The sequence below is a fragment of the Amycolatopsis sp. NPDC034160 genome, assembly GCF_055575355.1.
In genome coordinates this window covers 93,291-107,522 of record NZ_JBVISU010000011.1, presented here as the reverse complement: position 1 = coordinate 107,522, position 14,232 = coordinate 93,291, and the positions used below count along the sequence as shown (strand labels likewise).

At 69.8% G+C, this 14,232-nt stretch carries 14 protein-coding genes; 5 read left to right on the top strand and 9 right to left on the bottom strand.

Going from position 1 to position 14,232, the window contains the following annotated elements; all coding sequences use genetic code 11:
- Positions 1-115 precede the first annotated feature (115 nt).
- Both hflX and ACZ54P_RS22360 read right to left on the bottom strand, forming a co-directional pair.
- On the bottom strand, positions 116-1,549 hold the full coding sequence (hflX, locus tag ACZ54P_RS22365; RefSeq protein ID WP_465463493.1) for a GTPase HflX: 1,434 nt from the start codon (positions 1,547-1,549) through the stop codon (positions 116-118).
- Between the two features lie 43 nt (positions 1,550-1,592).
- On the bottom strand, positions 1,593-2,090 hold the full coding sequence (locus ACZ54P_RS22360; protein ID WP_465463492.1) for an ArsR/SmtB family transcription factor: 498 nt from the start codon (positions 2,088-2,090) through the stop codon (positions 1,593-1,595).
- Between the two features lie 61 nt (positions 2,091-2,151).
- Here ACZ54P_RS22360 and ACZ54P_RS22355 point away from each other — a divergent pair, with 61 nt between their 5' ends.
- Positions 2,152-3,396 (top strand): MFS transporter, encoded by a 1,245-nt coding sequence (locus ACZ54P_RS22355; RefSeq protein WP_465463491.1) that lies wholly within the window; start codon positions 2,152-2,154, stop codon positions 3,394-3,396.
- Here the strand turns inward: ACZ54P_RS22355 and dapF are convergent.
- From dapF to ACZ54P_RS22340, 3 genes are read right to left on the bottom strand one after another with little or no spacing between them, the layout of a single operon-like run.
- The gene (dapF, locus tag ACZ54P_RS22350) at positions 3,393-4,220 is read right to left on the bottom strand and encodes a diaminopimelate epimerase (RefSeq protein ID WP_465463490.1); all 828 of its coding nucleotides are present in this window, start codon (positions 4,218-4,220) and stop codon (positions 3,393-3,395) included. The genes ACZ54P_RS22355 and dapF overlap by 4 nt on opposite strands.
- A gap of 10 nt (positions 4,221-4,230) precedes the next feature.
- Positions 4,231-5,133: a tRNA (adenosine(37)-N6)-dimethylallyltransferase MiaA gene (miaA, locus tag ACZ54P_RS22345; protein ID WP_465463489.1), complete on the bottom strand. Its 903-nt coding sequence runs from the start codon at positions 5,131-5,133 to the stop codon at positions 4,231-4,233.
- Positions 5,130-5,819 (bottom strand): class III extradiol dioxygenase subunit B-like domain-containing protein, encoded by a 690-nt coding sequence (locus ACZ54P_RS22340; RefSeq protein ID WP_465463488.1) that lies wholly within the window; start codon positions 5,817-5,819, stop codon positions 5,130-5,132. Before ACZ54P_RS22340 ends, miaA begins: the two co-directional genes overlap by 4 nt.
- A gap of 235 nt (positions 5,820-6,054) precedes the next feature.
- On the opposite strand from ACZ54P_RS22340, the gene ACZ54P_RS22335 reads away from it, so the two are divergent.
- A complete protein-coding gene (locus tag ACZ54P_RS22335; RefSeq protein ID WP_465463487.1) occupies positions 6,055-7,368 on the top strand; it encodes a DUF349 domain-containing protein in 1,314 nt (437 codons plus the stop codon).
- A 250-nt stretch (positions 7,369-7,618) separates the two neighbouring features.
- Positions 7,619-8,077, top strand: coding sequence for a hypothetical protein (locus ACZ54P_RS22330; protein ID WP_465463486.1), 459 nt, complete (start codon positions 7,619-7,621; stop codon positions 8,075-8,077).
- Here ACZ54P_RS22330 and ACZ54P_RS22325 read toward each other — a convergent pair.
- Both ACZ54P_RS22325 and miaB read right to left on the bottom strand, forming a co-directional pair.
- A complete protein-coding gene (locus tag ACZ54P_RS22325; protein WP_465463485.1) occupies positions 8,074-8,544 on the bottom strand; it encodes an Rv2732c family membrane protein in 471 nt (156 codons plus the stop codon). The two genes, ACZ54P_RS22330 and ACZ54P_RS22325, sit on opposite strands and share 4 nt — an antisense overlap.
- Positions 8,532-10,046: a tRNA (N6-isopentenyl adenosine(37)-C2)-methylthiotransferase MiaB gene (gene miaB, locus ACZ54P_RS22320; protein ID WP_465463484.1), complete on the bottom strand. Its 1,515-nt coding sequence runs from the start codon at positions 10,044-10,046 to the stop codon at positions 8,532-8,534. The genes ACZ54P_RS22325 and miaB overlap by 13 nt, the downstream gene beginning before the upstream one ends.
- Positions 10,047-10,062: 16 nt before the next feature.
- Here miaB and ACZ54P_RS22315 point away from each other — a divergent pair, with 16 nt between their 5' ends.
- Positions 10,063-10,974, top strand: a complete 912-nt coding sequence (locus ACZ54P_RS22315; protein WP_465463483.1) for a TAXI family TRAP transporter solute-binding subunit — start codon at positions 10,063-10,065, stop codon at positions 10,972-10,974.
- Here ACZ54P_RS22315 and ACZ54P_RS22310 read toward each other — a convergent pair.
- Together ACZ54P_RS22310 and ACZ54P_RS22305 are read right to left on the bottom strand one after the other, a co-directional pair.
- Positions 10,964-12,373 (bottom strand): sensor histidine kinase, encoded by a 1,410-nt coding sequence (locus ACZ54P_RS22310; protein WP_465463482.1) that lies wholly within the window; start codon positions 12,371-12,373, stop codon positions 10,964-10,966. The two genes, ACZ54P_RS22315 and ACZ54P_RS22310, sit on opposite strands and share 11 nt — an antisense overlap.
- Positions 12,374-12,377: 4 nt before the next feature.
- Positions 12,378-13,067, bottom strand: coding sequence for a response regulator transcription factor (locus tag ACZ54P_RS22305; protein WP_465463481.1), 690 nt, complete (start codon positions 13,065-13,067; stop codon positions 12,378-12,380).
- 393 nt (positions 13,068-13,460) lie between these two features.
- Between ACZ54P_RS22305 and ACZ54P_RS22300 the strand changes: the two genes are divergently transcribed.
- On the top strand, positions 13,461-14,189 hold the full coding sequence (locus ACZ54P_RS22300; protein ID WP_465463644.1) for an amino acid ABC transporter ATP-binding protein: 729 nt from the start codon (positions 13,461-13,463) through the stop codon (positions 14,187-14,189).
- Positions 14,190-14,232 lie beyond the last annotated feature (43 nt).

Here is a 14,232-nt window from a genome sequence, read left to right as displayed (position 1 = left end):
GGAATGTCGCGCACGCCACGTCGAGCCGACTCTGCATTTAGTCCTCTGAATGCAGAAATCTCCGGGTACACGAAGGCCCCCTTCACGCATGAAGGGGGCCTTCGTGACTTGCTGATTACAGGGCCGAGCCGTTCGTCTGGAAGTCGCTCAGCGCCGCGGCCAGCTCAGGCCTGCCGCGGACGACCATCCGGGTACCGGTCTCGACGTGCTCCTCTTCCAGCACCTCGCCGTCGGCGTGGGCACGGGAGACGACTTCGCCCCGCGAGTACGGGATGAGCACCTCGACCACGATCTCCGGCCTCGGCAACCGCTCCGCGATCGCCTCAGCCAGCTCCGTGATCCCGGTGCCGGTCCGCGCCGACACCTGCACCGAACCGGCCATCTGGTGCCGCAACCGGGCCAGCGATACCTCGTCGGCGGCATCGGCCTTGTTGATCACCAGCAGCTCCGGCGGGAGCGGCTCGGAACGGCGCTTCGTGATCTCGGTGAGCACTTCACGCACCGCGTTGACCTGCTCTTCCGGCGTCGGGTCGGCACCGTCGACGACGTGCACGAGCAGGTCGGCGCTCGCCGCCTCCTCCAGCGTCGAACGGAACGCGTCCACCAGCTGATGCGGCAGGTGCCGCACGAACCCGACGGTGTCGGTCAGCGTGTAGGTGCGGCCGTCGGGCGTCTGTGCCCGCCGGGTCGTCGGATCCAGCGTGGCGAACAGCGCGTCCTCGACCAGTACCCCGGCGCCGGTCAGCGCGTTGAGCAGGCTCGACTTGCCGGCGTTGGTGTAGCCGACGATCGCGACGCTCGGCACCTCGTTGGCCACCCGGCGACCGCGTTTGGTCTCGCGGATGGTGTCCATCGCGGCGATCTCCCGGCGCAGCTTCGAGACGCGCTTGCTGATCCGCCGCCGGTCGGTTTCGAGCTTCGTCTCACCGGGGCCACGCAGACCCACACCGCCGTTGGCGCCACCGGCACGGCCACCGGCCTGCCGGGACAGCGCCGCACCCCACCCGCGAAGCCGCGGGATCAGGTACTGCAGCTGGGCCAGCTCGACCTGGGCCTTGCCCTCCTTGGAGCTGGCGTGCTGCGCGAAGATGTCGAGGATCAGGGCGGTGCGGTCGATGACCTTCACCTTGACCTTCTCCTCCAGCTGGCGCAGCTGGCCCGGCGAGAGTTCACCGTCGCAGATCACCGTGTCGGCGCCGGTGGCCGCCACGATCTCGCGCAGTTCCTTGACCTTGCCCGAGCCGATGTAGGTGGCGGGATCCGGCCGGAGCCGGCGCTGTACCAGGCCTTCCAGCACCTCGGAGCCCGCCGTTTCGGCCAGCCGGGCGAGTTCGGCGAGCGAGGCCTCGGACTGAAGGGCGGTGCCCTCGGTCCACACCCCGACCAGAACGACGCGCTCCAGGCGCAGCTGCCGGTATTCGACCTCGGTGACATCCGCGAGTTCGGTGGACAGGCCCGCTACCCGGCGGAGCGAGGCGCGGTCCTCGAGCTCCAGTTCACCGGTCGATGGGTCCATGTCGTTCAGATCGTTGTGTGTCAGTTCCGTCATCGTGCCTCCATGGTCCCACGTTTCTGCGTCGGGACCGAATTCATTAGCCGCTGGGATACCTCGACAGGTATATCGCCGTGCGCTTCGCGTTCGTGTCCACCGGCCGGGCGAGGAACTCGTCGAGCAGCTCGTTGATCCGGCCTTCGAGCTCGGCGATCTGCTCCTCCGGCAGCTGCAGGACCAGCCTCGTCTGGTGTAAGTCGTCGAACCCCGTCTCGGCGATCTCGGCCAGATAAGCTTCGAAGATCGCCTGATCGATCCCCCTGTCGCTGGAATCAAGATGCCAGGACAACCCGGTCGAGCGGTAGGGAATTTCTTTCGCGCCGCGTTTGCCACGCCGTGCCGGGAGCGCTTCGAGAAACCCCGTGTCGACGAGTCTGCGCACGTGGTGCAGCGTCGTCGCCGGGTCGCGGCCGAGCCGCTCGGCGAGTTCCTTGTTGGTCAGCGCCTCCGAGTAGGTCAACCGGATGATCCGCAGCCTTATTCCGGAGGCCATGGCCGCCGCTTCGGCCTCGCTGGCGGCGCGTCGTGATTCGGGCACCGGGCAAGCTTAGGCGGAAAAGTGATTGACACTTTCCAATCACTCACGCCAAGGTGGCGGAGTGCGTAAAGACTCGCTGTTCTTCCACGCGGACTTCCGACGGCTCTGGGCGGGCGACACCGCGAGTCAGGTGGGCGCTTTCGCGGGGCACACCGTTCTTCCGCTGCTCGCGGCGACCGTGCTGGCCGCGACGCCGTTCCAGATGGGGCTGCTGACCGCGGCGGAGACGGTGGCGTTCCTGATCATCGGGCTGCCCGCCGGGGTGTGGGTGGACCGGATGCGGCGCCGCACGCTGATGCTGCGGGCCGACTTCGTCCGGGCGGTGCTCTTGGTCAGCATTCCGATCGCCTGGTGGGCGGGGGTACTGACGCTGACCCAGCTCATCGTGGTCGCCACCTTCGTCGGCGTCGCGACGGTGTTCTTCGACATCGCCTACCAGTCGTATCTGCCGGCGCTCGTCGGTCGTGAGCACCTCATGGAAGGCAACGCGAAGCTCCAGGCGAGCCAATCGGTCGCCTTCCTGGCCGGTCCGGGCATCGGCGGCGGGCTGGTGCAGCTGGTGGGCGCGGCCAACGCGGTGCTCACGACCGGGCTCGGCTTCCTCACCTCCGCGCTGTGCCTGCTGCGGATCCGCACTCCGGAGCCGGTGCCCGAGCGGACCGAGAACGCGAAGCTGCTCCCCCAGATCGTCGAGGGTCTGCGGTTCGTGTTCTCCGACGGCGCGCTGCGCTCGATCGTCGCCTGCACCGCGACGGCCAACCTGGCCAACGGCGTCTTCGTCGCGGTGGAGATCTTGTTCCTGTACCGGGAACTGGGCCTTTCACCCGCGACGGTCGGCGTCGTGCTCGCGATCGGCGGGGCGGGCGGGATCACCGGCGCGGTCTTCGCCGGCGGGATCACCAAGCGGATCGGACAGGCACGGTCGATCTGGCTCGTTCCCGTGCTGACCTGGCCGTTCTACCTGCTGGTCCCGCTCGCCGCACCGGGCTGGCGGATCGTGCTGTTCCCGGCGGGCCTGGCCATCGCCGGGTTCGGGGTCATCATCTACAACGTCGCGCAGGTCTCCTACCGCCAGGCCGTCTGCCCGGACAGGCTGCTGGGCCGGATGAACGCGAGTGTGCGCTTCGTGGTGTGGGGGACGCTGCCGCTGGGCGGGCTGATCGGCGGCGTGCTCGGCGAGACCATCGGGATCCGGGGCGCCCTGTGGTTCGGCGCGGCAGGTCAGACGGTTTCGCTGCTCTGGGTGTTCTTCTCCCCGATTCGCAAGCTTCGCGACCTGCCGCGGGAGCCGGTCGCTGTCGGCTAAGCGCCGAGGCCGGCCCACCAGTGTTCGTCGAGTTCGCCGCGCGCGACGATCTCGGCGGGGCCGGTGAGGGTGGACGCGCCGCGGCGGACCTCGACCACGACCTGGCCACCGGGGATGTCGACGGTCGCTTCGCCGGTGTCTGTGCCCGCGAGGTGCAGAGCGGCCGCGACGGCGGCGACCGTGCCGGTGCCGCAGGACCGCGTCTCGCCGACGCCGCGTTCGTGGACGCGCATCTTCAGCGCGCCGTCGCCCAGCAGGTTGATGAACTCGAGGTTCACCCCGTCCGGGAACACATCGGAGTCGAAATCGGGCTGGTCACGCAGATCCAGCTCGTCGACGTCGTCCTCGACGACCGAAACCAGATGCGGGTTGCCGACGTTGACCGCGACGCCGGAAAACGGCTTCCCGGCGACCACGGTGACCGAGGTGCCGGTAATCGTGGCCGGTCCCATCTCCACGGTCACCGAGCCATCGGCGTGCATCCGCACCGGGCGGTCCCCGGCGCGGGTGCCGATGACGAAGTCGCGCTCGGCCACGAGCCCGGAATCCACCAGGTGGCGCACGAAGACCCGGACACCGTTGCCGCACATCTCGGCGACGGAACCGTCGGCGTTGCGGTAGTCCATGAACCATTCGCCGCCGGACTCGATCCCCAACGCGGACGACCGCACGATCCGCAGCACGCCGTCGGCGCCGAGACCGCGTTGACGGTCGCACAGCGCCGCCACCCGTGCCTCGGTCAGCTCAAGGCGGCCGTCGGGGTCGGGAAGCAGCACGAAATCGTTCTGTGTGCCGTGTCCCTTAAGGAATTCGATGCCGCCCATGGTGTCCAGGCTACTGGGCCGTCACCTCGAGGACGCGCTTGGCCAGCCGCTCCGAACCGCCGTCGAACCACTCGATGCGCTTGTCACGCCGGAACCAGGACCGTTGCCTCCGCACGAACCTCCGGGTGGCCTGCGCGGTGGCCTCGGCGGCGGCCGGGAAATCACCGTCGCCGTCGAGTGCGGCGATCACCTGGTGGTAGCCCAGCGCCCTCGACGCGGTGAGCCCGTCGCGCAGCCCTCGTCCCAGCAGCGTCCGGACTTCGTCGACGAGACCGGCTTCGAACATGATCTCCACCCGCCGGTCGACGCGGGCGTCGAGTTCACCGGGTTCGCGATCCACGCCGATCATGACCGTGCCGTAGCGCGCGGGCCCCGGTTTCGGCAGATTCGCCGAGAACGGTTCCCCGGTGATCTCGATGACCTCCAGCGCGCGCACGATGCGGCGGGTGTTGGTCGGCAGGATCGCCGTGGCGGCGAGCGGGTCCAGTCCGGTGAGCCGGGCATGCATCGCGGCGGCGCCGATCTCGTCGGCCTCGGCGGTCAACCGCGCGCGCACCGCGGGATCGGTGCCCGGGAACTTGAGATCGTCGAGCACGGCCTGGATGTAGAGCCCTGACCCGCCGGTGAGGATCGGCACGCGGCCGGCGTCGAGGAGTTCTTCGACGCACTGGCGCGCGTCGCGCTGGTACGCGGCCACGGAGGCCGTCTCGGTGACGTCGAGGACATCCAGCAGGTGATGCGGCACGCCTCGCCGCTCTTCGACGGTCGCCTTGGCCGTCCCGATGTCCATCCCGCGGTACAGCTGCAGCGCGTCGGCGTTGACCACCTCGCCGCCGAGGGCGAGCGCCAGTTCGACCGCCAGCGCGGTCTTCCCGGTCGCCGTGGGCCCGACGACCGCGACCGGCCGGATCACGCGTGCTCCCAGACTGCGACGTGGTAGCCGACGCCGAACGGCGCGGCCGAGTAGAGCACGTCGGCGGCCCAGTCTCCGTCGGCCGCCAGCCCGGCGAGGATTTGCCAGGGGGCGCGGCCGCCGGCCCCGAGTTCGGCGGCGAGGGCCGGGTCGAGCGCGGCGAGCGCGCCGGTGTCGGCTTTGGCCAGCGCGTCGCGGATCCCGGCGTCGAAGCCCTCCGCGCGCTCGTCCTCGCCACCGGGGGAACGCGGGCCGTGCCTGCTCGAACCGTCACCGAGGACGAGTACCGCGGCGGGCTCCCCCAGCTCACGGCCGACCAGCGCGCAATGCTCGGCCGGGGCGGCGGGATCGACGAGGTGGACGCGGACGGATGACGCGTTCGCCCGCTCACGCAGCCAGCCGGCCACGAGTGCGGGCAACGGCAGCTCGGTCTCCGCCGCTGTCACCCGGCTGAGTGAGACGCCGATGTCGACGCCGAACCCGCGGAAGGAACCACTCGCGTGTTCCGGCACTTCAGGTGCACCCGTGGCCGCGCCGACGACGACCCAGTCCGGCGAAGCGCCGGCCAAGCGTTCCACGGCTTGAAGGCATGCTTCGCGCAGCTCGGCGCATTCATCCGCCGCTCCGGCGGCGAGTTCGGGAATGAGGAGTGGCGGTTGCGGAAGCACGGCGACACGGCGGATCACGGCCGCCGACGTTACCTTCCCCGCCCGAAGCGGCCCGCGACCGACCGCCACGGAACGTCCTCCGGAAGTAGGATCACTGCCCTCTGGTGGTTCATCCGGTTCCACGGTGGACGCTGAGCTGCTTGAATGCCGCAAGGGGTTGATACCCCCGAAGCAAGACGGCAACGCATTACCCGGCCCCGCCGCTAGGCGGGGCGCCCGCGCCAGCGGGCGTACAGGCGATAAGGAGCCTGCGATGGCCCAGGAGAACACGTCCACCGGTACCCCGGCTCCGCACCCGGTACCGCACGCGCTCGGTGGCGGGCACCCCGCACCCCCCGTGCCCCCCGCCGAGCCCAGCCCGTCCGCTTGGGGCAGGGTCGACGACGAAGGCACGGTGTACGTCAACACGCCCGACGGTGAACGCGCGGTCGGGGTCTGGCAGGCCGGGAGCCCGGACGAGGGTCTGCTCCACTACGCGCGCCGGTTCGACGACCTGCGTACCGAGGTCGAGCTGTTGGAGACGCGGCTGGAGTCCGGCGCGGGCGACCCGAAGCACGCGCTGGCGACCGCCACGCAGCTGCGCGACGGTCTCGCCGAAGCCGCCGTCGTCGGCGACATCGCCGCGCTGAGCGGCCGTATCGAGCAGGTCATCTCCCACGCCGAGAAGGCACTGGCCGCCGCCAAGCAGGAGCGTGAAGAGGCCCGCGCCGCCGCCGTCGTCCGCAAGCAGGCCCTCGCCGACGAAGCCGAGAAACTCGCCGCCGAGTCGACCCAGTGGAAGGCCGCCGGCGACCGGCTGCGCGCGATCCTGGACGAGTGGAAGACCGTCAAGGGTGTCGACCGCAAGACCGACGACGAGCTGTGGAAGCGGTTCTCCAAGGCCCGCGAGGCGTTCAACCGGCGCCGTGGGTCGCATTTCGCCGAGCTGGACAAGCAGCGGGCCGGGGCCAAGCAGCGCAAGGAAGAGCTGATCGCCGAAGCCGAGGCGCTGTCGGAGTCGTCGGACTGGGGCGAGACGGCGGGCCGCTACAAGGACCTGATGACCGAGTGGAAGGCCGCCGGTCGCGCGCCCAAGGACAGCGACGAGGCGCTCTGGCAGCGGTTCCGTGCCGCGCAGGACAAGTTCTTCGCCCGGCGGTCCGCGGTGTTCTCCGAGCGGGACGCCGAATTCGCGACCAACGCGCAGCAGAAGGAAGAGCTGCTCGTCGAGGCCGAAAAGATCGACCCCATGGCGAACCTCGAAGCGGCGAAGCAGCACATGCGGCGCATCCAGGACCAGTGGGACGAGATCGGCAAGGTCCCGCGCGAGCGCATCCGTGAACTGGACGGACGGCTGAAGGCCGTGCAGGACGCGATCAAGTCGGCCGAGGACAGCAAGTGGCGGCGGACCGATCCGGAGGCGCAGGCCAGGGCGGCGCAGTTCCGCGAGCGGGTGGAGCAGTTCGAGTCGCAGGCGGCGAAGGCCCGTGCGGCGGGCGACGAGCGGCGCGCGAAGAAGGCCGACGAGCAGGCGGCGCAGTGGCGTGAGTGGCTCGAGGCGGCCGAAGCGGCCATCGCGAACCGCTGAGCGACCACAGCTGCGGTGACCACCGCTGTGGTGACGAAGGTCTTTTGATCTTTTGAAGTCGCGCCCCTTTGGCCGACAGGCCCCGGGATCGCGATGGCAGGGCGCCCTCCAGGTGAAGGTGACTTCACCAACGAAACCACGCCCTGGCAGCGCGATCCCGGCAGGCGCGATCACACTGCTGTGGAGGGACGTGTCGCTCTTTAGTGCCCATTCGGGCGCTCTCCGCGCTCAACCGTGCTCAACTTCGATCATGAACCAGACACTGATTCCCCCAGTACGCCGGGTGCTCGCCGCCCTGGCGATCAGTTGTGCTCTGGTGGCCGGGCTCGCTCCGGCCGCGTCGGCGATCGGTTCTCCGGCACCGGTCCCGGCCTCTCCCGAAATCAGCAAGAAGAAGGTCAAACTCGACGCCTCGCTCAGCAAAAAAGAGGCCAAGGTCAACGAAAAGGTCACCCTCAAGGGGCACCTGCAGGTCGAGGGCGGCGCCCGGTCCGACGGAACGGACAGCCTCGAAGCGATCATCGTGCAGCAGCTTCAGGGCAGTGTCTGGGTGAACATCGCCGACACCACCTGCCGGCCCAACTCGACGTTCTCCCTGAGGCTCAGCTTCTCGTTCAGCGCGGTGATCACGCTGCGGGCCTATCACCCCGAAACATCGCTGTACGCGAGCGCCTACACGTCCAGCAACCTCACCTTGCGCGTCGGCTAGCTCCGCGAGAAGGCGGCACGCATCCAGTAACAGGCCAGCGCGACGGTGGCGATCCAGGCGACGATCAGCCCGAGGCCCGGACCGCCACCGGCCGCGCCGGTCGCGTGTGAGGACTGTTGCGACCAGATCGCGAGCAGTCCGTCGACCGAGGCGAACCAGCCGCCCGCGGCGCAGACCCAGGCCAGCCACCAGCGGCGGGTCACCAGCGCGACGGCGGAGGCGAACACCCCGATCGCGGTGGAGGTCGCGGCGAACAGCTGCGGGATGCCGCCGCCGCGGCCGAGCAGCACCTCCCAGCCGGCGTGGTCGCCGACCCAGGGCAGCAGCAGGGCCACCAGCAGCACGAACACCAGTACGGCGATGGAGAATCCGCGCCTGCCCAGCTCGATCGTCTTGGCCGCGCGTTCACCCACTTCGTCGATCTCGGCGGCGAGTTCGTCGATCTTCGGTTCGGTCACAGCGCACATCCGCTCACCGGTTCCGGCGTGACGGCCGGGGCGCCGAAGCCCGGCAGGCCCAGCGTCACGCCGTTGGTCTTCGGCCGGAGCCCGGCCTCGGAGTTGTCGCCCGCCTTCGTCCGGCGGTGCGACAGCAGGTCACCGTCGGCGACGAGGTGGTGCGGGGCGCCGTAGGTCACGACGGTCTCGACGACGTCGCCCGGCCGCACGGCGCGGTCCACCAGCGGTCCCGTCGGCGCGAAGTGGACGAGCCTGCCGTCACGGGCGCGGCCGCTCATCCGGTGCGTTTCGGAGTCCTTGCGGCCCTCGCCGGAGGCGACCAGCAGCTCGACGCGGCGGCCGACGACCTTCTTGTTCTCTTCCCAGGAGATGTCGTTCTGCAGCTTCACGAGCCGTTCGTAGCGCTCCTGCACGACCTCCTTGGGCAGCTGCCCGTCCATCTCGGCGGCCGGCGTGCCGGGCCGGATCGAGTACTGGAAGGTGAACGCGCTGGAGAACCGGGCCTGTGCGACGACGTCGAGCGTGGCCTGGAAGTCTTCCTCGGTCTCCCCGGGGAAGCCGACGATGATGTCGGTCGTGATCGCGGCGTCGGGCATCGCTTCACGCACGCGGTCGAGGATCTTGAGGTAGCGGGCCGAGCGGTAGGACCGCTTCATCTCGCGCAGTACCCGGTCCGAGCCGGACTGCAGCGGCATGTGCAGCTGGTGGCACACGTTCGGCGTCTCGGCCATCGCGTCGATGACGTCCTCGGTGAACGCCGCCGGATGCGGCGAGGTGAAGCGGACACGCTCCAGGCCTTCCACCGAACCGCAGGCGCGCAGCAGCTTCCCGAACGCGAGCCGGTCGCCGAATTCGACGCCGTAGGAGTTCACGTTCTGGCCGAGCAGGGTCACTTCGAGCACGCCCTCGGCGACGAGCGCCTCGACCTCGGCCAGGATCTCGCCGGGGCGGCGGTCCCGCTCCTTGCCACGCAACGCGGGCACGATGCAGAAGGTGCAGGTGTTGTTGCAGCCCACCGAAATCGACACCCAGCCCGCGTACGCGGACTCGCGCCGGGCGGGCAGCGTCGAGGGGAAGGTTTCGAGCGCTTCGAGAATCTCGACCTCGGCCTCGGCGTTGTGCCGCGCGCGTTCCAGCAGCGTCGGCAGCGCGCCGATGTTGTGCGTGCCGAACACGACGTCGACCCAGGGCGCGCGTTTGACGATCTCGCCGCGGTCCTTCTGCGCGAGGCAGCCGCCGACGGCGATCTGCATGTCCGGCTTCGCGGTCTTCTGCGGCCGCAGGTGGCCGAGGGTGCCGTACAGCTTGTTGTCCGCGTTCTCCCGCACGGCGCAGGTGTTGAACACGATCAGGTCGGGTGTGGCCTCGCCGTCACCCGGTACGTAGCCGGCGTCCTCGAGCTGCCCGGCAAGACGTTCGGAGTCATGCACGTTCATCTGGCAGCCGAAGGTGCGGATCTGGTATGTGCGCGCGCTCATCTCGTCTTCGAGGGTACGCGGGCGGGGTTCCATGGCACGATCGACCCTCATGAGGAGACCGGGCGTACTGGCGGTGGTGCTCGCCGTGGTCTGCGCCCTGGTCACCGGGTGCGGGCCCGATCTGTCCGGGACGCGGGTGCGGATCGCGGCGGGACTCGACGGCGGCGTCTATGACAAGCTCGCCGAGGCGTTGGCCGACGCGTGGGCCTCGCAACTGGACACCGAGCGGCCCGAGATCCAGGAGACCGAGGGGTCCCCGGACAACATCGGCCGGATTCGCGCGGGGAAGGCCGACGTCGCGTTCGTCGCCGCGGACGTCGCCACCGAGAACACGGCGGGGCTGGCCGCGCTGGCCCGCGTGCACGACGACTATCTGCACGTCATCGTCCGGGCCGACTCGCCGATCAGGTCGTTTTCCCAGTTGCGCGGGCACAAGGTCGCGATCGGTTCGCCGGACTCCGGCGTCGAGTTCCTGTCCAAGCAGCTGCTGAAGGCGTCCGGGCTGACCGGCGCGATCGACCAGCGCAATCTGGGGATCAACGAGGCGCTGCCCGCGCTGGAGAACCGGCAGATCGACGCCGTCATCTGGTCCGGTGGCGTGCCGACGCCCTCGATCACGGAGCGGGTGCAGACGGTCGGCCTGCGGCTGCTCGACATCACCGACCTCGCGGACGACCTGCGGGCCACCAGCCCGGTGTACCGCACGGCGACCATCCCGGTGACGGCCTACAACCTGTCGGAGCCGGTGACCACACTGGTGCTGCCGAACTTCCTCGTGGTGCCCGCTTCTATGTCCGACGACGTCGCCGAAGCGCTGGTCCGCGGGCTGTTCGACGCGCGGGAACAGCTGGTCAAGGCGGCCGGGGCCGCGCTGTCGATCGACGTCCACCCGGCCATCGAGACCGCTCCCCTGCCGCTGCACCCCGGGGCGCTGCGGTACTTCCGTTCCCTCAAGGACTGACCACAGGCAGGGTCACGGTCACTTCGAGGCCGCCGCCCTCGGGCGAGCCGAGCCGCAGCGAACCGTCCGAGCGGGCCATGATCTCGGTGACGATCGCCAGGCCCAGACCGGACCCCGGCACGTTCTGATGCGCGGCGCTGCGCCAGAACCGGTCCGCCGCGCGGTCGAGTTCGTCGTCGCGCAGGCCGGGCCCGTGGTCGCGGACGGCGATGTCCACCTTTCCGTCCGCGGCGGTGACGGTGACCCGGACCTCGGTCCCCGGCTCGGTGAACTTGAGCGCGTTGTCCAGCAGCGCGTCGAGCACCACTTCCAGGCCGCGAGCAGGCGTGAGCACGCGCAGCCCGCCGCCCAGCCCGGACGAGACGAGGGCGACGTCGCGCGTCGCGCCCACCACGCTCCAGTCGGCGACCCTGGCGCCCACCACCTCGTCGACTTCGACCGGCACCAATTCGCCACCGGAGGCCTCGGCACGGGCCAGGGAGAGGAGTTCGTCAAGGATTTGATTGAGCCTTCGCGCGTCGACGACGGCGGCTTCGAGGTCCGCGGCCGCCAGGTCGTCGTCGACGTGCCCCTCGAGGTTGCCGAGCCGGATCTTCAACGCGGTCAAGGGGTTCCGCAGCTGGTGGGAGGCGTCGGCGACGAACGCGCGCTGCGCCGAAAGCGCCTCGTCGACGCTCGCGGCCATCCGGTCGAAGGAGCGTTCGAGCTGCCTCAGCTCCGGCGGGCCGCCCGATTCGCCCACCCGCTCGACCTCGCGGCCGCTGACCACGGCGGCGACGAGGGCGCCGGTGGCGTCGTCGAGACGGCGGACCGGGCGCAGGATCCAGCGCACCACCGGCACCGCGACCAGCAGCGCGAGCCCGAACGCCACCACGGCGCCCGCCGCGATGAGCAGCCACCACCACAACAGTTCGGTGCGGGCCTTCTCGGTCGAGGACAGCGTGATCACCGCACCCCGCACCTCGCCGTCGATCAGGATCGGCTCGGCCAGCACCAGCGGCTCGGTGCTCCACGGCATCAGCAGCGGTCCGGGTTCCGACCGCCGTCCCGCCAGCGCCTGCTGCAGATGCGAGGCGATGACGGCGTCCTTGAGGTTGATCCGGGCGGCCTGGCCGGGACCGCCGAGCGCGCTGACCACGTTCTCGCCGTCCTGATTCGCGATCACCACCGGAACCCCGTAAACCTCGGTGTAGCGGCGGAGTTCGTCCTCGATCAGGTCCGGCCGGTTCTCCACCAGCGGGCGCTGGGCCAGCGAGGCGAACCGGGAGGTGTCGGTGAGCCGGTCGAGGAAGAGGTCGAGCTGCACACTGGCCGCCACGCTGAGCGCGAGCGGGATGCCGAGGCCGAACACGAGCGCCGCGACCAGGGTCAGCACGATCGCCTGCAGCCGGACGCGCACCGGCTCAGCCCTCGTCCGCCGGGCCGTAGGCGCCGCCGAGGCGGTACCCCACGCCGCGGACGGTCTCGATCAGCGCGGGCCTGCCCAGTTTGGTCCGCAGGGTGGCGACGTGGACGTCGAGTGAGCGGCTCTCCGCAGGACCGCGGTGGCCCCAGACCTCGCTCAGCACGTGGTCGCGGGCGCAGACCGCGCCGCGGGCGGTGACCACCAGCGCGAGGACCTGGAACTCCTTGCGCGACAACGAAACCGGCTGCCCGTCGACGTGGACCTCGTGCCGCCCGATGTCGACCGAGACATCACCCGCCCGAATGACGCCCGCCGGTTCGGGCGCGGCCGGGCGTTCGCCCCGGCGGCGGCGCACGGCCTCGACGCGGGCGACGAGTTCGTCGACGTCGTAGGGCTTCACGAGATAGTCGTCGGCACCGGATCGCAGGCCCTGGATCCGGTCGTCGACCTCTCCCCGCGCCGAAACGACGATCACCGCGACATCACTGACCGCGCGGATCCGGCGGCACAGCACGATCCCGTCGACGTCGGGAAGGCCGAGGTCGAGCAGCACGACGTCGACCTCGTGCACCAGGTCGAGCACCCCGGCGCCGGAGGCGAGGCGTTTGATCGTCAGACCGCGCCGGGTCAGCGCGGGCGTCAGTGCGCCCGCGACCCGGTCGTCGTCCTCCACCAGCAGTACCCGCACCCGTGTTTTCCCTTTCCCGCCATCCCCGCACCGCGAGCTTGAAGAACGACTCTATGGGGTGAGTCACTCCTGGCGCTCCCCGTACCGCTCGGCCGTCCGGCCCAGTGACGAGCCCACCGCAGGCGGTAATGGTCACGATGCGTCACAGATTCCCTGTGACCCCGGTTACGGGTTATCCCCGCCTTGTCTAGGCTGATCAGCGCCGGACGGGCGTGGATCGGGGCCGTCCGGTGGCTTGGAACGATACGGACTTGAAACCCTAAGTATTGGTCAAGCCGCCTTTACAAGCGGTCCGACGGGAGTAGGTTTCCGCCATCGCGTGGTGCCTGACCCCGCAGTCCCCTGCAAACGAACGCTCCTGGAGGCCAGATGACCGCGGAGGTGGCGGCGCCGATGATCAAGGCGGCCGCCGTGAACAAGTACTTCGGCGACCTGCACGTGCTCAAGGACATCAACCTCGAGGTGCCGCGTGGGCAGGTCGTGGTCGTGCTCGGGCCGTCCGGGTCTGGCAAGTCGACGCTGTGCCGGGCGATCAACCGGCTGGAGCCCATCAACTCCGGCGAGATCGCGGTGGACGGCGTTCCGCTGCCCGCCGAAGGCAAGGCCCTGGCCGCGCTGCGCGCCGACGTCGGCATGGTGTTCCAGTCGTTCAACCTGTTCGCGCACAAGACGATCGTCGAGAACGTCATGCTCGCGCCGATGAAGGTCCGCAAGGTCAACTCGGCCGAAGCCCGCAAGACCGCGATGGACCTGCTCGAACGCGTCGGCATCGCCAACCAGGCCGACAAGTACCCGGCGCAGCTCTCCGGCGGGCAGCAGCAGCGGGTGGCGATCGCCCGCGCGCTGGCGATGCGTCCCAAGGTGATGCTGTTCGACGAGCCGACCTCGGCGCTGGACCCGGAGATGGTCCAGGAGGTCCTCGACGTCATGACCACCCTCGCGAAGGACGGGATGACGATGCTCGTCGTCACCCACGAGATGGGCTTCGCGCGGCGAGCGGCGAACCGGGTGGTGTTCATGTCCGACGGCGAGATCGTCGAGGACTCCACTCCGGACGAGTTCTTCACCAAGCCCAAGACCGACCGGGCGAAGGACTTCCTCGGCAAGATCCTTACCCACTAAGGACTTCCCCGCCGGCCGGTATGGCTGGACAAGATTCGGAAGG